13 protein-coding genes are annotated in these 16,474 nt (G+C 68.1%); 10 read left to right on the top strand and 3 right to left on the bottom strand.

Annotated features, from left to right (window positions below; translation table 11 throughout):
• From xsc (AC3FOF_RS04625) to AC3FOF_RS04615, 3 genes are all read left to right on the top strand, one after another.
• Positions 1-1,787, top strand: a 1,787-nt coding sequence (xsc, locus tag AC3FOF_RS04625) for a sulfoacetaldehyde acetyltransferase (RefSeq protein WP_488725904.1), incomplete at its 5' end; no start/stop codon positions are given.
• A gap of 78 nt (positions 1,788-1,865) precedes the next feature.
• Positions 1,866-2,912: a phosphate acetyltransferase gene (pta, locus tag AC3FOF_RS04620; protein WP_488725903.1), complete on the top strand. Its 1,047-nt coding sequence runs from the start codon at positions 1,866-1,868 to the stop codon at positions 2,910-2,912.
• Positions 2,909-3,670 (top strand): sulfite exporter TauE/SafE family protein, encoded by a 762-nt coding sequence (locus AC3FOF_RS04615; RefSeq protein WP_488725902.1) that lies wholly within the window; start codon positions 2,909-2,911, stop codon positions 3,668-3,670. Before pta ends, AC3FOF_RS04615 begins: the two co-directional genes overlap by 4 nt.
• Before the next feature lie 160 nt (positions 3,671-3,830).
• Here the strand turns inward: AC3FOF_RS04615 and AC3FOF_RS04610 are convergent, their stop codons facing one another.
• Both AC3FOF_RS04610 and AC3FOF_RS04605 read right to left on the bottom strand, forming a co-directional pair.
• A complete protein-coding gene (locus AC3FOF_RS04610) occupies positions 3,831-5,552 on the bottom strand; it encodes a cobaltochelatase CobT-related protein (protein WP_488725901.1) in 1,722 nt (573 codons plus the stop codon).
• 8 nt (positions 5,553-5,560) lie between these two features.
• A complete protein-coding gene (locus AC3FOF_RS04605) occupies positions 5,561-6,544 on the bottom strand; it encodes an AAA family ATPase (protein WP_488725900.1) in 984 nt (327 codons plus the stop codon).
• Between the two features lie 230 nt (positions 6,545-6,774).
• On the opposite strand from AC3FOF_RS04605, the gene xsc (AC3FOF_RS04600) reads away from it, so the two are divergent.
• The 7 genes from xsc (AC3FOF_RS04600) to pdxR all read left to right on the top strand — a co-directional run bounded on the left by xsc (AC3FOF_RS04600) (position 6,775) and on the right by pdxR (position 16,032).
• The gene (gene xsc, locus AC3FOF_RS04600; RefSeq protein WP_488725899.1) at positions 6,775-8,604 is read left to right on the top strand and encodes a sulfoacetaldehyde acetyltransferase; all 1,830 of its coding nucleotides are present in this window, start codon (positions 6,775-6,777) and stop codon (positions 8,602-8,604) included.
• 284 nt (positions 8,605-8,888) lie between these two features.
• On the top strand, positions 8,889-10,250 hold the full coding sequence (locus AC3FOF_RS04595) for an amino acid permease (protein WP_488725925.1): 1,362 nt from the start codon (positions 8,889-8,891) through the stop codon (positions 10,248-10,250).
• Positions 10,251-10,514: 264 nt separating this feature from the next.
• The gene (locus AC3FOF_RS04590; protein WP_017224017.1) at positions 10,515-10,931 is read left to right on the top strand and encodes a nuclear transport factor 2 family protein; all 417 of its coding nucleotides are present in this window, start codon (positions 10,515-10,517) and stop codon (positions 10,929-10,931) included.
• Positions 10,932-10,968: 37 nt separating this feature from the next.
• Positions 10,969-12,408 carry an NAD(P)/FAD-dependent oxidoreductase gene (locus AC3FOF_RS04585; RefSeq protein ID WP_488725898.1) on the top strand — a complete coding sequence of 480 codons (1,440 nt, stop codon included), beginning with the start codon at positions 10,969-10,971 and terminating at the stop codon, positions 12,406-12,408.
• A 60-nt stretch (positions 12,409-12,468) separates the two neighbouring features.
• Complete coding sequence (gene sorA / locus AC3FOF_RS04580; RefSeq protein ID WP_276267586.1) at positions 12,469-13,722, top strand: SorA family sulfite dehydrogenase catalytic subunit; 1,254 nt, start codon at positions 12,469-12,471, stop codon at positions 13,720-13,722.
• An 11-nt stretch (positions 13,723-13,733) separates the two neighbouring features.
• Entirely contained in the window at positions 13,734-14,384 is a 651-nt protein-coding gene (gene sorB, locus AC3FOF_RS04575) for a SorB family sulfite dehydrogenase c-type cytochrome subunit (RefSeq protein ID WP_276267587.1), read from the top strand.
• A 133-nt stretch (positions 14,385-14,517) separates the two neighbouring features.
• Positions 14,518-16,032, top strand: coding sequence for a MocR-like pyridoxine biosynthesis transcription factor PdxR (gene pdxR, locus AC3FOF_RS04570; RefSeq protein ID WP_488725897.1), 1,515 nt, complete (start codon positions 14,518-14,520; stop codon positions 16,030-16,032).
• Between the two features lie 42 nt (positions 16,033-16,074).
• On the opposite strand, the gene AC3FOF_RS04565 is transcribed toward pdxR, so the two are convergent.
• Positions 16,075-16,380 (bottom strand): NIPSNAP family protein, encoded by a 306-nt coding sequence (locus AC3FOF_RS04565; protein ID WP_017225381.1) that lies wholly within the window; start codon positions 16,378-16,380, stop codon positions 16,075-16,077.
• Between the last annotated feature and the right edge of the window lie 94 nt (positions 16,381-16,474).

Raw genomic sequence — 16,474 nt, 5'->3', positions numbered from 1 at the left:
CCGCCGCCGGCCCGCAGGCCATGACCCCCTCGGAAGCCTTCGTCGAGACCCTCGCCGCCAACGGCGTCACCGACATGTTCGGCATCATGGGCTCCGCCTTCATGGACGCCATGGACATCTTCGCCCCCGCCGGCATCCGCCTCATCCCCGTGGTCCACGAGCAGGGCGCCGGCCACATGGCAGACGGCTACGCCCGCGTCTCCGGCCGCCACGGCGTGGTCATCGGACAGAACGGCCCCGGCATCAGCAACTGCGTCACCGCCATCGCCGCCGCCTACTGGGCCCACAGCCCCGTGGTCATCGTCACCCCAGAGGCCGGCACCATGGGCATCGGCCTCGGCGGCTTCCAGGAAGCCAGGCAGCTCCCCATGTTCCAGGAATTCACCAAGTACCAGGGCCATGTCACCCACCCGGCCCGCATGGCCGAATTCACCGGCCGCTGCTTCGACCGCGCCATGGCCGAGATGGGTCCCACCCAGCTCAATATCCCGCGCGACTACTTCTACGGACAGATCAAGGCCGACATCCCGCAGCCTCAGCGCCTGGACCGCGGCCCCGGCGGCGACCAGCGCCTGAACGAAGCCGCCGAACTGCTCGCCCACGCTAAATTCCCCGTCATCATCTCCGGCGGTGGCGTGGTCATGGCCGATGCCATCGCGCAATGCCAGGCCCTCGCCGAACGCCTCGGCGCCCCCGTCGTCAACAGCTACCTGCACAACGACTCCTTCCCCGCCAGCCACCCGCTGTGGTGCGGCCCCCTCGGCTACCAGGGCTCCAAGGCCGCCATGAAGCTGCTCGCCCGCGCCGATGTCGTCATCGCCCTCGGCTCGCGCCTCGGACCCTTCGGCACCCTGCCCCAGCACGGCATGGACTACTGGCCCAAGCACGCCAGGATCATCCAGATCGATGCCGACCACAAGATGCTCGGCCTGGTCAAGAAGATCTCGGTCGGCATCTGCGGCGACGCCAAGGCCGCCGCCATGGCGCTGACCGAGCGCCTGGCCGGCCGCACCCTGGCCTGCGACGCCTCGCGCGAGGACCGCGCCGGCCAGATCGCCGCCGAGAAGGCCGCCTGGGAGAAGGAACTCGACGAGTGGACCCACGAGCGCGACCCCTACAGCCTCGACATGATCGAGGAGCAGAAGCACGAGCGCACGCCGGGTGGCGGCCACTACCTGCACCCGCGCCAGGTGCTGCGCGAACTGGAGAAGGCCATGCCGGACGACGTGATGGTGTCCACCGACATCGGCAACATCAACTCGGTCGCCAACAGCTACCTGCGCTTCAACCAGCCCCGCAGCTTCTTCGCCGCCATGAGCTGGGGCAACTGCGGCTATGCCTTCCCCGCCATCATCGGCGCCAAGGTCGCCGCACCCCACCGCCCCGCCGTGTCCTACGCCGGCGACGGCGCCTGGGGCATGAGCCTGATGGAGACCATGACCTGCGTGCGCCACAACATCCCCGTCACCGCCGTGGTCTTCCACAACCGCCAGTGGGGCGCCGAGAAGAAGAACCAGGTCGACTTCTACAACCGCCGCTTCGTCGCCGGCGAGCTCGACAACCAGAGCTTTGCCGAGATCGCCCGCGCCATGGGCGCCGAAGGCATCGTGGTCGACAGGCTGGAGGACGTCGGCCCCGCGCTCAAGCGCGCCATCGACCTGCAGATGAACCACGGCAAGACCACCATCATCGAGATCATGTGCACCCGCGAGCTCGGCGACCCCTTCCGCCGCGACGCCCTCGCCAAACCGGTCCGCATGCTCGACAAGTACAAGGACTTCGTCTGAGCCAGTGATCCAGCGGGCGTTTGGCCGGAAGCGGCGCCCGCTGCTTCCGGCCATTTTCCATTCCGAGCGAACCCCATCATGAAAGCGATCAACCGCATTATCGAGCGCGCCCGCGCGGCGCCCCGGCGCATCGTCCTGTGCGAGGCAGAGGACCCGCGCATCCTGCAGGCGGCGCAACGCGCCACCCGCGAAGGGATAGCCCGCATCGTGCTGGTCGGCGACGCGGCACGCATCCGCCAGGCTGCGGCCGGCGAGAACATCGACCTGGCCGGCATGGACGTGCTCGACCCGGCAAGCTCCGCGCTCACGCCGTCCCTTGCGCAGAAACTGTTCGCCCTGCGCGCCAGGAAAGGCATGACGCTGGAAGACGCGAAGCGCGAAGTGCTCAAGCCCCTGGCTTTCGCCAACCTGATGGTATGCCTCGGCCATGCGGACGGCTCGGTGGCCGGCGCGGTGCATACTACCGCCGATGTGGTGCGCACCGCCATCCAGGTCATTGGCATCCATCCGGCGTTCAAGCTGGTGTCGAGCTTCTTCCTGATGATGCTGTGCGAGCCGTTCCACGCGCTGAAGGGCGGACTGATCTTTTCCGATTGCGGGCTGGTGGTGGATCCCGATGCCGGCGAGCTGGCCGAAATCGCGATGGCGGCGGCCGACAGCGCGCAGAACCTGCTGATGGATCGGCCGCGCGTGGCCATGCTGTCCTTCTCCACCAGCGGCAGCGCCCGCCACGCGGCGGTCGACAAGGTGGTGGAAGCCACGCGCCGGGTACGGCAGCAACGCCCCGCGCTGGCGATCGACGGCGACGTGCAGCTCGATGCGGCCATCGTCGCCGAGATCGCCATGAAGAAGATCGAGCACTCCCGCGTGGAAGGCCGCGCCAACGTGCTGGTCTTCCCCAGCCTGGAAGCCGGCAATATCGGCTACAAGCTGGCCGAGCGCGTAGGGGGCGCCAAGGCCATCGGCCCCCTGCTGCAAGGGCTGCAGAAGCCGGCCAACGATCTCTCGCGCGGCTGCAGCGCCGACGACGTGTACTACGTGATCGCGGTAACGGCGGTACAAGCGCAGGCCGCCACGGCGGGGCCGGACCAGGCGGCAACCCCCGAGGCGGCGCACCTGCCATGAGCATGGACCACCTGCTGCCGCTGCTCGCGCTGATGGGCGCGGCAAGCTATTTTCAGACGGTGACGGGCTTCGGCCTCGGCATGATCGTGATGGGCGCCGCCAGCGGGCTGGACCTGGCGCCCGTGGCCAGCGTCGCCATGGTGGTCAGCCTGGTCACGCTGGCCAACAGCGCGGTGGCGCTGCCGGGCAAGCTGCATCACGTCGACTGGCGCGCTGTAGGCGCGGCCACGCTAGGCATCCTGCCATCGGTGGTGGCAGGCGTGCTACTGCTCGATTACCTTGGCAGCGCGACGTCCGGCATGCTGCAATTGCTGCTGGGCGCGGTGGTGCTGTACGGCGGCCTGAGCGCCGCGCTGCGCCCCGCGCCATTGCGCCGTCGTTCGGGCGACCGCAGCTTCTTCGTGAGCGGGGTGTTCGGCGGGCTGCTCAGCGGCATGTTCGGCGTCTCCGGACCGCCGCTGATCTTCCAGTTCTACCGGCAGCCGCTCTCGCTGGTGGAGATCCGCTGCGCGCTGATCCTGGTGTTTACGGCGACCTCGGTCACGCGCACGCTGTTCAGCGCGTGGCAAGGGCAGCTTGGCGCGGATATCTGGCTGCAGGCCGCGCTGGCGGTGCCCGTGGTGGCGCTGGCGACGGTTGCGGCCAGGCGGTTTCCGCCGCCGGTCTCTGCCGTCGCCATGCGGCGCGTGGCCTTCGGCGTGCTGGTGGCGATTGGTGGCTACCTGATGTTGCCGGCGCTGTTGAGGCTCGCAGGATAGTCTCTGCGGAAATCAGGCGTTTCGGACTTTGGCGTGTGACCTGAGGCACCGGACGCCGCCGCCAGGATGCGCCAAGGCCGTCCGCCATGACGACGGCAGTCACTCCCTCTCCCTTCTCATGGGAGAGGCAAGCAAAACAAGACAAGACAAGGCAAGCGGCTCACCCCCGCCCGCCGATCCACCGCACGATCTCCGCGAACCGCGGCATATCCAGCGGCTCCGACAGATCCAGCGCGAGACTGCGGCGATAGTAAGCGCTGAGGTCCAGCCCGACGCCAAGGCCCATCACCTCCACATCGCGCAGCGCCTCGTGCCGCGCCACCACGTCCTTCAGGTGGTTGTCCAGGTAACAGGCATCGTTGGCCTGCCCCGTGGCGGTATCCATCGGGCTGCCGTCGGAAATCACCACCAGTATCCGCCGCGCCTCGGCACGGGCAAGCAGGCGCGCGCAGGCCCACTCCACCGCCTCGCCGTCCACCCCTTCGCGGAACAGGTCCGCCTTGAACAGCGCGGCGATGTCGGCGCGGGCACGGCGCCAGCTTCTGCCTGCATCCTTGAACACCATGTGGCAGGCTTCGTTGAGCCGGCCGGGATGCGCGGGGCGGCCCCGCGCCAGCCAGTCGAGCCGGGCGCGGCCGCCGTTCCAGGCGCCGGTGGTGAAACCCAGCACCTCGCTGGCCACGCCGGCCTGGTCGAGCGCGCGCGCAAGCGTGTCCACCATCATGGCGACCGGCTCGATATGCGCTTTCATCGAACCCGAGCAGTCGATCAGCAGGCTCACCGCGCAGTCCGCCTGCAGTTGCTGCCGCTCCAGGCGGAACAGCCGCCGCTCGGCCGGGGAGCTGACCAGCTGCGCCAGGCGCCGCCCGTCGATGCGGCCGTGTTCTTCGCCGAAGGACCAGCCGTCGCGCCGCGGCACGGCGAGCACCGCCGACAACCCGCGCGCCAGCCGGGCCACGTTGATGCCGCTGCCGGCAATGCGCCGGTCCAGGCGTTCGCGATACGCTGCCAGCAACGCCTTGCGGACCAGCGACCCCGGCAGTATCTCGCGGTCGTAGCGCGTGGTGTAGGCGCGGTAGCCGCCGGCAGCGGCGCGCAGCACGTGGCTGTTGCCGCTGTCCGCCGCGGCCATCGCCTCATGCTCATCGTCCTCGAAGCCGAGCGCCAGCGAAAACGCCACGCGCACGGCTTCATCGTCCTCCGGATCCTGCGTGTCGTCCGGCGTGCGCCGCGCGCCGGTGGAATCGATCATCGCGCTCACCAGCCGGGCCATCTCCAGCGCATGCCCGGCGAACGCAGCCTGGTCCCCGCGCTGCCGGCGCAAGCCGGCCAGCGGCCCGCCGAGCACCGGCACGATGGCCGCGCGGGTCGCCTCGATCAGGTCCTCGGTGTCTTCCAGCACCGGCCAGCCGGACAGGCGCGACCACACTATCTGCGCCACCGTGTAGAGCAGGATGCCCAGCTGGCTCTCCGCCAGGCCCGCACGATGAAAAGCCCGGGACCAGCCCTCGAAGCGGTGCCGCAGGTTCCGCGCCAGGCCCGGCATGCCGGCGGGCAGCAGCGATTCGCAGCGCAGTTGCTCGAGCAGTTCGAACACCAGGCGCGCGACCGGATCCGCCGGGCACATCCGGCGGTGCAGGTCGGCATCGGAATGCACCAGCCGCAAGGCCGAACCGTCCGCCGCGCCGCGCTGGGCGGAAAAGCCGTCGGCGAGCGGATCGGTACGCAGATGCGGCGCATGCAGCGGCAGCGGCAGCGGTCCGTGGCACAGGCGGCCATCGCGATAGTGCAACGCGGCGTCGCCAGTGAGGGCGCGCACCGCCGCCGCGCACAGGGACTCACGCTGCTGGCGGCGGCGGGCGGCCTGCCGTTGCGCAGTCATCGGCGCGCTCATCGGTGCACCTGCGGCGCGTCGCCGGACGCGGCCTCCAGCTCCCTGCCAAAGCAGCGCTGGAAATACTCCCCCACCACCGGCCGCTCGGCGTCATCGCATTTGTTGAGGAAACTCAGCCGGAACGCCAGCGCCGGATCGCGGAAGATCTGGCAGTTCTCGGCCCAGCTGATCACCGTGCGCGGCGACATCAGCGTGGAGAGGTCGCCCGTGGCAAAGCCCTTGCGCGTCAGTTCGGCCACGCTCACCATCGACTCGACCAGCGCGCGGCCGGCCTCGTCGGCCAGTTCCGGCACACGGGCCAGCACAATGCCGGCTTCTTCCGCGCGCGGCAGGTAGTTGAGCGTCGCGACCACATTCCAGCGGTCCATCTGCGCATGGTTCAGCATCTGGGTGCCGTGATACATGCCGTTCAGGTTGCCCAGCCCCACGGTGTTGGTGGTGGCGAACATGCGGAAGGCGGGATGCGGATGGATCACGCGGTTCTGGTCGAGCAGCGTGAACTTGCCGTCGCGCTCCAGCATGCGCTGGATCACGAACATCACATCGGGGCGGCCCGCGTCATATTCGTCGAAGATCAGCGCCACCGGGCGCTGCAGCGCCCACGGCACGATGCCCTCCTGGAATTCGGTCACCTGCCGGCCATCCCGCACCACGATGGCGTCCTTGCCCACCAGGTCCAGCCGGCTGATATGTCCGTCCAGGTTCACGCGCACGCACGGCCAGTTGAGACGGGCCGCCACCTGTTCGATATGGGTCGATTTTCCCGTGCCGTGCAGGCCCTGCACCATCACGCGCCGGTCCCGGGTGAAGCCTGCCAGGATCGCCAGCGTCACTTCCGGATTGAAGCGGTAGGCCTCGTCGATGTCCGGCACATGGTCGTCGCGCTCGCTGAACGCCGGCACCGTCAAGCCGGAATCGATGCCGAACAGGCTGCGTACCGCGACCATTCTGTCGGGCTTGCCAGTCACGATATCGTTCATTTTCTGTCTCCTCTGCACCTGTCCGGCGGCGGCGCGCAATGGGCGCGCGGCGTGTGCAGCCTGCCGCAGTCTGACCCATCATAGTTCAGTTTCTATTTTAGAGACAAATCATTCCGATTTATTGGTTTACCCTATTGACCATCTTGCACCCCCACTCTACATTCCAATCAATTAAATTTTTTCGGAACACCTTGTTCCGCTTTGGCACCTAAAACTGGAGACTGACCACCATGAGCGAACACCTCCCCGAATCCCTCGGCGCTAGCGCCCCCGCCGCCGCCGGCCCGCAGGCCATGACCCCCTCGGAAGCCTTCGTCGAGACCCTCGCCGCCAACGGCGTCACCGACATGTTCGGCATCATGGGCTCCGCCTTCATGGACGCCATGGACATCTTCGCCCCCGCCGGCATCCGCCTCATCCCCGTGGTCCACGAGCAGGGCGCCGGCCACATGGCAGACGGCTACGCCCGCGTCTCCGGCCGCCACGGCGTGGTCATCGGACAGAACGGCCCCGGCATCAGCAACTGCGTCACCGCCATCGCCGCCGCCTACTGGGCCCACAGCCCCGTGGTCATCGTCACCCCAGAGGCCGGCACCATGGGCATCGGCCTCGGCGGCTTCCAGGAAGCCAGGCAGCTCCCCATGTTCCAGGAATTCACCAAGTACCAGGGCCATGTCACCCACCCGGCCCGCATGGCCGAATTCACCGGCCGCTGCTTCGACCGCGCCATGGCCGAGATGGGTCCCACCCAGCTCAATATCCCGCGCGACTACTTCTACGGACAGATCAAGGCCGACATCCCGCAGCCTCAGCGCCTGGACCGCGGCCCCGGCGGCGACCAGCGCCTGAACGAAGCCGCCGAACTGCTCGCCCACGCTAAATTCCCCGTCATCATCTCCGGCGGTGGCGTGGTCATGGCCGATGCCATCGCGCAATGCCAGGCCCTCGCCGAACGCCTCGGCGCCCCCGTCGTCAACAGCTACCTGCACAACGACTCCTTCCCCGCCAGCCACCCGCTGTGGTGCGGCCCCCTCGGCTACCAGGGCTCCAAGGCCGCCATGAAGCTGCTCGCCCGCGCCGATGTCGTCATCGCCCTCGGCTCGCGCCTCGGACCCTTCGGCACCCTGCCCCAGCACGGCATGGACTACTGGCCCAAGCACGCCAGGATCATCCAGATCGATGCCGACCACAAGATGCTCGGCCTGGTCAAGAAGATCTCGGTCGGCATCTGCGGCGACGCCAAGGCCGCCGCCATGGCGCTGACCGAGCGCCTGGCCGGCCGCACCCTGGCCTGCGACGCCTCGCGCGAGGACCGCGCCGGCCAGATCGCCGCCGAGAAGGCCGCCTGGGAGAAGGAACTCGACGAGTGGACCCACGAGCGCGACCCCTACAGCCTCGACATGATCGAGGAGCAGAAGCACGAGCGCACGCCGGGTGGCGGCCACTACCTGCACCCGCGCCAGGTGCTGCGCGAACTGGAGAAGGCCATGCCGGACGACGTGATGGTGTCCACCGACATCGGCAACATCAACTCGGTCGCCAACAGCTACCTGCGCTTCAACCAGCCCCGCAGCTTCTTCGCCGCCATGAGCTGGGGCAACTGCGGCTATGCCTTCCCCGCCATCATCGGCGCCAAGGTCGCCGCACCCCACCGCCCCGCCGTGTCCTACGCCGGCGACGGCGCCTGGGGCATGAGCCTGATGGAGACCATGACCTGCGTGCGCCACAACATCCCCGTCACCGCCGTGGTCTTCCACAACCGCCAGTGGGGCGCCGAGAAGAAGAACCAGGTCGACTTCTACAACCGCCGCTTCGTCGCCGGCGAGCTCGACAACCAGAGCTTTGCCGAGATCGCCCGCGCCATGGGCGCCGAAGGCATCGTGGTCGACAGGCTGGAGGACGTCGGCCCCGCGCTCAAGCGCGCCATCGACCTGCAGATGAACCACGGCAAGACCACCATCATCGAGATCATGTGCACCCGCGAGCTCGGCGACCCCTTCCGCCGCGACGCCCTCGCCAAACCGGTCCGCATGCTCGACAAGTACAAGGACTTCGTCTGAGCGGCTGAGCGAGGCCGCAAGCAGCCAAGCCACCAAGCGCGCGATCATCGCTTGCCCGGATACCGCATCGCGCCCGGGCAAGCGATGATCCGACCTTCGCGGCGCAGGCGGCGCGTATCCTATGCGCCGCCTCCCCGCAACGACCGCGGATTCCGGCGGCGAGCCCATCGCCGACCTACTATAAAAACCGCGGCGCATGACCCTGGGTAATGCAGGAGACAAGCAAAGTGATTCACGATGAGCAGCAGTCAAGCGGCCTGAAGCACGGGCTGAAGCAGCGCCACATGACCATGATCGCGCTGGGCGGTGTGATCGGCGCCGGCCTTTTCGTCGGCAGCGGCGTCGTCATCAAGTCCGCCGGACCGGCGGCGGTGATTTCCTTCCTGATTACCGGCCTGCTGGTGGTGCTGGTAATGCGCATGCTGGGCGAGATGGCGTGCGCGCTGCCCACCGTGGGCTCCTTCTACGAATATGCCCGCGAGGCCTGGAGCGACCGCCCGGCCATGGGTGAGCTGGCCGGCTTCCTGACCGGATGGATGTACTGGTATTTCTGGGTGATCGTGGTCGCGCTGGAGGCCGTGGCCGGGGCCAGCCTGGTGCAGTTCTGGCTGCCCGACGTGCCAGCCTGGAGCATCAGCCTGGTGCTGCTGGTGATGCTGACGCTGACCAACCTGATCTCGGTGAAGTCGTTCGGCGAATTCGAGTTCTGGTTTGCCTCGATCAAGGTGGCCGCCATCGTGGTGTTCCTGTTCCTGGCGGGCCTGTTCGTGCTCGGCATGTGGCCGGGCGCCACCGCCAGCGTGGCCCACCTGACCGTGCATGGCGGCTTCGCGCCGAACGGGATCATGCCGGTGCTGACCGGCGCGGTAGCGGCAACGGGCTTCTACTTCGGTGCCGAGATCGTCACCATCGCCGCGGCGGAAACCGCGGAACCGCAGAAGGCGGTAGCCAAGGCCACCAGTTCGGTCATCACCCGCGTGCTGGTGTTCTACGTGGGCTCCGTGCTGCTGGTGGTGTGCCTGGTACCGTGGAATTCGGCAGGCATCGCCACGCCCTATGTGAGCGCGCTCAAGGCCATGGGCATTCCGGCAGCGGCGCAGATCATGAACGCGGTGGTGCTGACCGCGGTGCTGTCGGCGCTGAACTCAGGGCTCTACGCTTCGTCGCGCATGCTGTTTGCGCTGACCAAGCGCGGCGATGCGCCCAAGTCCCTGGCCAGGCTGAGCTGCAATGGCGTGCCGGTCAGGGCCATCCTGTTCGCCACGCTGTTCGGCTACGGCGCGGTGGTGATGTCCTATGTGTCGCCGGACAAGGTGTTCGCCTTCCTGGTCAACTCGTATGGCACGGTCGCCATCTTCGTCTACATCCTGATCGCGCTCTCGCAGCTGCGCCTGCGCACGCGCCTGGAACGCGAAGCGCCGCAGCGGCTCAAGGTGCGGATGTGGGCCTTCCCCTACCTGACCTATCTCGCCATCGCCGGCATGGCCGGGATCGTCGTGGCCATGGCCTTTATCCCCGACCAGCGGACCCCGCTGCTGCTCGGCATCGCCAGCCTGGGCATCCTGCTGCTGGCCTTTGCCGTGCGCCAGCAATGCCGCAAGCACACCGGCGCTGCGCGGATGCCCGAGATACGCCGCGCCGACTGACCGGCTGACGGGCCCCCTGGCCCGATCCACCTTCCGCGACGCATGCCATCGCGGATTCCCCTCAAAAGAAAAACATCGCCAGCCGCGGCGCACCCTTTCCGCCTCGGCAGGCCCGCGCCTGCCCGGCACGCTGGCCCAAACGATTTACGGGATCTGGCCCTACAGCATTGCGCGCCACCTCTCTATGCTGCAGTCATAAGCCGCATCGGTCCGTGCGGCACGCAAGCGATCAACGATGCGATCAACGACATCAAGGAGACTCGAATGACCACCCACCAAGTTACCGCGGCAACCCTGCAAGCCTTCGCCGACGCCTGGAACCGCCACGATATCGAAGCGCTGATGGGCTTCATGGCGGACGATTGCGTGTTCCATGCGGTGGCCGGCAGCGAGCTGTTCGGCCGCAGCTTCAAGGGCCGCGACGCGGTACGCGAGGGCTTCCAGCTGGCATGGCAGGCATTCCCGGATGCGGCATGGCTCGACGGCGAGCATTTCGTGGCCGGCGAGCGCGGCGTGAGCGAATCGACCTTCCGCGGCACCAAGGCCGACGGCACGCGCATCGAGGCGCGCATGGTGGATGTATTCACCTTCCGCGACGGCAAGATCGCGGTGAAGAACGCCTACCGCAAGGACCGTCCGCCCGTCGCCGCGAACGCCACGGCAACGCGCGCCGGCAGCTGAATCCATTCCCCATCACGGGTACAAGAGGAAGACTGAAATGGATGCCACCGCCGCCAGACTGATCCTGCCCGAAGGCCGCGCCACCGCGCCTTCGAAGCCGTACGACCCGGCCTACGACCCCCTGGTCGCGCCCACGCCCGGCCAGGGCCGCGAGTACGCCCCCACCTACTGGATCGGCACCGCCGGCGAGCCGCCGCCGGACGACGGTCCGATCACGCACGATATCGACGTGGACGTGGCCATCATCGGCTCCGGTTTCACCGGCCTGACCTGCGCGATCTTCCTGGCCCAGGAGCACGGCATCAAAGCCACCGTGCTGGAAGCCAACCGCGTGAGCTGGGGCTGCAGCACGCGCAACGGCGGCCAGGCGCAGTGCGCCTCGGGCCGGCTCAAGCGCTCGCAATGGATCCAGCGCTACGGCCTGGATACCGCGCTGCGGCTGCACGAGGAAGTCTGCGACGGCATGCAGACCTTCAAGGGCCTGATCAAGGACATCGACTGCGATCCGCAGCCGGGCGGCCATCTGTACATCGCCCACCGGGCCAAGGTCATGCCGGGGCTGGAGAAGGAAGCCAAGGTGCTGCGCGAGGTGTTCGGGTACGACGCGCGCATCCTCGATGCCGACACCGTCAAGCGCGAATACGTCGACGACAAGGAAGCCGCGGGCGCCATGCACGAGCCCGAAGGCATCGGCATCCATGCCGGCAAGCTGGCCTTCGGCTACCTGCGCAAGGCACGCGCGCTGGGCGCCAGGGTGCATCCCTCCAGCCCGGTGCTGAGCTGGGAAACGCGCGGCGGCGTGCACTATCTCAAGACGCCGGGCGGCATCGTGCGTGCCCGCGCGGTGGGCGTGGCCACCGGCGGCTACACGTCGCCGAGCCTGCATGCGCAACTGAAGAACCGGCTGTTCCCCATCCTGTCGAACTCCATCGTCACCCGGCCGCTGACGCCCGCCGAGCGCGAGGCATGCAACTTCCGCACGACGCAGGTCATCACCGACACGCGCATCCTGCGGCACTACTACCGGCTGATGCCGGACGGCCGCCTGCAGATCGGCAGCCGCAGCGCCATCACCGGCAACGATGCGCCGCAGCATAAATACAAGGACAAGCTCGTTGGCGACCTGCACCGCAAGTTCCCGGCGCTGGAAGGCATCCAGATCGACTATTCTTGGTGGGGCTGGGTCGATGTGAGCCACGACATGATGCCGCGCATCTTCCAGCCGGACCCGGCCCAGACCATTTACTACGCGATGGGCTATGGCGGCAATGGCGTGATGTATTCCGCCCAGGCCGGCAAGCGCATGGCGGCGCTGATCGCGGGCAAGAGCGCCGGGCCGGAGTTGCCGATATTCCGTTCGGCGCTGCCGTTCCCGAACGTGCGCGAGATGGTGGAAGCGCAGGCGTTCGCGCCGTTCCGCCGCTTTGGGCAGTGGTTCCTGTACCGTTGGTATCACATGAAGGACGAAGTGATCTGAAGTCGGACCGGGGCGGTGCCGCCCGATACCGCTGTACCCACAAAAGACGAGGAGGCCGGCATGGCCCGAGACCATGATCCCGTATCACCCCAACCGGGCCGCCGCGGCGCGCTGCGGGCGCTCGGCGCGATCGGCGCCGGCGCGGCGCTGGCCCACCCGGCGCTCGATGCGCTGGCGGCCATCGCCGCCGATCGCATCGAACTCCCCTTCGAAAACGGCGAGCGAGAACTGGTAGCCTTCCCGCAAAAGCGACCGCTGATCCTGCTGACCAGCCGGCCGCCGCAGCTGGAAACGCCCTTCAGGGTGTTCAACGATGGCCTGATCACGCCCAACGACGCCTTCTTCGTGCGCTATCACTGGAGCGGCATCCCCACCAGCATCGATCCGCAGACCTACCGGCTGCGCGTGGGCGGCAAGGTCAATACGCCGCTGGAACTCTCGCTCGACGAGATCCGGCGGCTGGCCGGCCCGGTGGACCTGGTGGCGGTCAACCAGTGCTCGGGCAACAGCCGGGGCTTCTTTGCCCCACGCGCCAACGGCGGACAGCTGGGCAACGGCGCCATGGGCAATGCGCGCTGGACCGGCGTGCCCCTGAAAGCGCTGCTGGACAAAGCCGGGGTACAGGCCGGCGCGCTGCAGGTGAGTTTCGACGGCCTGGATCACCCGCCGCTGGAAGGCAGCCCGGACTTCGTCAAGGCCTTGTCCATCGACCAGGCGCGCGACGGCGAGGTGATGCTGGCCTGGGCCATGAACGGCGCGGACCTGCCCATGCTGAACGGCTACCCGCTGCGCCTGATCGTGCCTGGACACTATGGCACCTACTGGGTCAAGCACCTCTCCGACATCCAGGTGCTCGACAAGCCGTTCGACGGCTTCTGGATGACCGCCGCCTACCGCATCCCCGACAACGCCTGCGCCTGCGTGGCACCGGGCTCCGCGCCCGCGCGCACGGTGCCGATCAACCGCTTCAACGTGCGCTCCTTCATCACCAGCGTGGAAGATGGCGCCAGGCTGCACGCCGGCCGCCAGACCGTGCTGCGGGGTATCGCCTTCGACGGCGGCTATGGCATCGACGAAGTGGCCTTGTCCGTGGACGGCGGCCGCACCTGGCGCGCCACGCAGCTCGGCAAGGACCTGGGCCGCTACTCCTTCCGCGAGTGGACGGCCGCGTTCACGCCGCCGAAGAAGGGCGAGTACGAGCTGAAGGTACGCGCCAGCAACCGTATCGGCCAGAGCCAGCCCCTCACCGCGCTGTGGAACCCGGCCGGCTACATGCGCAACGTGGTGGAAACCACGCGCGTGGTGGCGGCATGAAGGAGACAGCCATGCATACCACCAGACAGATCCCTTTTCGCGCCTGGTCCCTCGCCCTGGCCGCGCTCGCCGGCGCGCCGGCCGTGCACGCGCTGGAAATCACGCTGCCGCCCGAGACCGCGCGCTATACGCCGAGCGAACTGCCCGGCTACCAGCTGGTGCGGCAAAACTGCATGACCTGCCACTCGGCACAATACGTGCTGACGCAGCCGCCTTCGTCGCCGCGCGGCTACTGGGACGCCACGGTCAGGAAGATGAAGAAGCCCTTTGGCGCGCCCTTCCCCGATGAAGACATCCCGGCCATGGTCGACTACCTGACCAGGACCTACGGGGCGGAGCGCACGGCTTATGCGGACAGAGGCGCGGTGCAAGGCAATGCGCCGGCACCGGCTGCCGCTGCGGCCACGGGCAGCCACGATCCCCAGGCCCTGCTCACGGCCAATGGCTGCACCGCCTGCCATGCGGTCGAAAAGAAGGTAGTGGGCCCGGCCTTCAAGGACGTGGCGGCAAAATACGCGAACCAGCCAGGCGCCGCGGCACTGGTGGAGCAGAACATCCGCGCCGGCGGCGCCGGCAAGTGGGGCCAGGTGCCGATGCCCCCCTATGCAGGATTGTCGAAGGACGACCTGCAAAGCCTGGCGGGATGGATTCTCGGCCGCTGAAGGACCCGCCCGCGGATCGCCGGGAAGCCCGGCGCCGGCCTGCGGCCGAGTCGCATTTCGCCGGCGGCCGGCTTCGCCCATCATCCGCCGCAGATCATCAGGGCCGGCGCGACGGCCACAGCAACGGAGCGACATGGCAAGCTTAGGCAAGGCGAACACTTTCTGGAACCGGTTGCTGCAACTGTCCCCCGATGCCGGCGTCAGCCTGCAGGCACAGTTGCGCCAGCAACTGGTATCGGCCATCCTCGCCCGGCAATTGCCGGAAGGCAGCGCCCTGCCCTCCAGCCGGGATCTGGCGGCCACGCTGGGCATCGCCCGCAATACGGTGATCCTGGCGTTCCAGCAACTGGTCGAGGAGCACTTCCTGGAAACCAGGCCGCGGCGCGGCTATTTCGTCGTGGCGCAGTTGCCCAGCGCGGCCAGTCCTGTGCCGGCGCCCCCGCAGGCAACACCCGCGGCCGATGCCGGATCGGGGCCGGAAGCCGCTCCCGACTGGGCCGCGCGCCTGCCCGACATGACCGGCAAGCGCGCCATCGTCAAACCCAGCGAGTGGCAGAATTACCCCTACCCCTTCATCTACGGCCAGTTCGATCCCGCGCTGTTTCCCACCGCCGACTGGCGCGAATGCTCGCGCATGGCGCTGGCGGTGCTGGAGATCCGCGGCTGGGCCTCGGACCTGATCGACCGCGACGATCCGCTGCTGATCGAGCAATTGCAAAAACACATCCTGCCGCGCCGGGGCGTGTGGGCCAACCCCGACGAGATCATGGTCACCATGGGCGCGCAGCACGCGCTCTACCTGCTGGCCGACCTGTTGATGCAAGGCACGCGGGTCGGGCTGGAAGAGCCTGGCTATAACGACGCCCGCCATATCTTCGGCATGCGCGCGCGCGAGGTGATTCCGCTGGCGGTGGACGAATCCGGCTTGTGCCCGGACGCCGGGCTGGCGCAATGCGACTACGCCTTCATCACCCCCAGCTACCAGTGCCCCACCACCGTCACCATGCCGCTGGAGCGGCGCGAGACCCTGCTGCTGGAAGCGCGCCGTCACGATGTGGTACTGATCGAGGACGACTACGACACCGAGAACCCCGCGCTGACCCAGCCCATCCCCGCGCTCAAGAGCCTGGACCGCGACGGCCGCGTCATCTATGTGGGCAGCCTGTCCAAATCCTTCGTGCCCGGCATCCGGCTGGGCTATATCGTCGCCCCCGCCGCGGTGATCCGGCAGGCGCGCGCGCTGCGCCGCTTCATGCTGCGCCACCCGCCCGCCAACAACCAGCGCGCCACCGCGCTGTTTATCTCGCTGGGCCACCACGACGCCCTGCTGCGGCGCGTAGCGCCCATCTTCCAGCGCCGCGCGGGAATCCTGCGCGAAATGCTGGCGCGCCACCTGCCGCAGGCGCGCGCGCACAACTCGCCGGGGGCCTCCTCGTTCTGGGTCGAAGGCCCGCCCGGGCTCGACGCCCGCAAGCTCGCGGCGATCGCGCTCACGCACGGCGTCATCATCGAGCCAGGCGACGTGTTCTTCGCCACCGACGCGCCCTCGCCCCATTTCCGCATGGGATACACGGCCATTGCGGACGAGCGGATCGAGGAAGGGGTGAAGCTGCTGGGTAAGCTGATCGGCCAGGCGATGGGGCGGTGACCGCGCCGGCGGCACTGAGCCACTGGCCAGCCGCCCGCCCTGCTACCCGAACACCGGCCGGAAAAAGCTGCGCTCGTAGCTGACGATGCAGCGTGTCTCCTCCGCATAGCGGAATGCCGCCTGGCACGCCGGGTCATTGAACGACTGCTGGCGATAGGTCTCGTAGGCGGCGAGGCTCGGGAAGGAGAACATGGCAAGGGCGACGTTGTTGGCCCCTTCGGACGGCAGGAAGTAGCCATGATGCTGGCCGCCGAATTTCTCCACGAGGGGAATCCACAGCTTGCCGTAATGCTCGAACTCCTTCAGCTTGGTGGCGTCGACGATATAGCGCAGGTAGCAGGTGATCATGTTGGCGTGATGATGAGTACGGCGGCCGGCGTGAAGACTTGTTCCGTGGCGCCGGCAGGCAGCCGCCAGCATACGCTACCGCCTGCGCAGCCGC

The organism is Cupriavidus sp. 96C5-1 (assembly GCF_057798855.1).
Note: the sequence above shows the minus strand (reverse complement) of the source record. Positions and strands in the feature narration are given on the sequence as shown.

Excerpts from the sequence above, each read along its gene's own strand:
- pta (WP_488725903.1), top strand. The coding sequence starts at position 1,866 with ATGAAAGCGATCAACCGCATTATCGAGCGCGCCCGCGCGGCGCCCCGG.
- AC3FOF_RS04615 (WP_488725902.1), top strand. The coding sequence starts at position 2,909 with ATGAGCATGGACCACCTGCTGCCGCTGCTCGCGCTGATGGGCGCGGCA.
- AC3FOF_RS04610 (WP_488725901.1), bottom strand. The coding sequence starts at position 5,552 with ATGACTGCGCAACGGCAGGCCGCCCGCCGCCGCCAGCAGCGTGAGTCC.
- AC3FOF_RS04605 (WP_488725900.1), bottom strand. The coding sequence starts at position 6,544 with ATGAACGATATCGTGACTGGCAAGCCCGACAGAATGGTCGCGGTACGC.
- xsc (WP_488725899.1), top strand. The coding sequence starts at position 6,775 with ATGAGCGAACACCTCCCCGAATCCCTCGGCGCTAGCGCCCCCGCCGCC.
- AC3FOF_RS04595 (WP_488725925.1), top strand. The coding sequence starts at position 8,889 with ATGACCATGATCGCGCTGGGCGGTGTGATCGGCGCCGGCCTTTTCGTC.
- AC3FOF_RS04590 (WP_017224017.1), top strand. The coding sequence starts at position 10,515 with ATGACCACCCACCAAGTTACCGCGGCAACCCTGCAAGCCTTCGCCGAC.
- AC3FOF_RS04585 (WP_488725898.1), top strand. The coding sequence starts at position 10,969 with ATGGATGCCACCGCCGCCAGACTGATCCTGCCCGAAGGCCGCGCCACC.
- sorA (WP_276267586.1), top strand. The coding sequence starts at position 12,469 with ATGGCCCGAGACCATGATCCCGTATCACCCCAACCGGGCCGCCGCGGC.
- sorB (WP_276267587.1), top strand. The coding sequence starts at position 13,734 with ATGCATACCACCAGACAGATCCCTTTTCGCGCCTGGTCCCTCGCCCTG.
- pdxR (WP_488725897.1), top strand. The coding sequence starts at position 14,518 with ATGGCAAGCTTAGGCAAGGCGAACACTTTCTGGAACCGGTTGCTGCAA.
- AC3FOF_RS04565 (WP_017225381.1), bottom strand. The coding sequence starts at position 16,380 with ATGATCACCTGCTACCTGCGCTATATCGTCGACGCCACCAAGCTGAAG.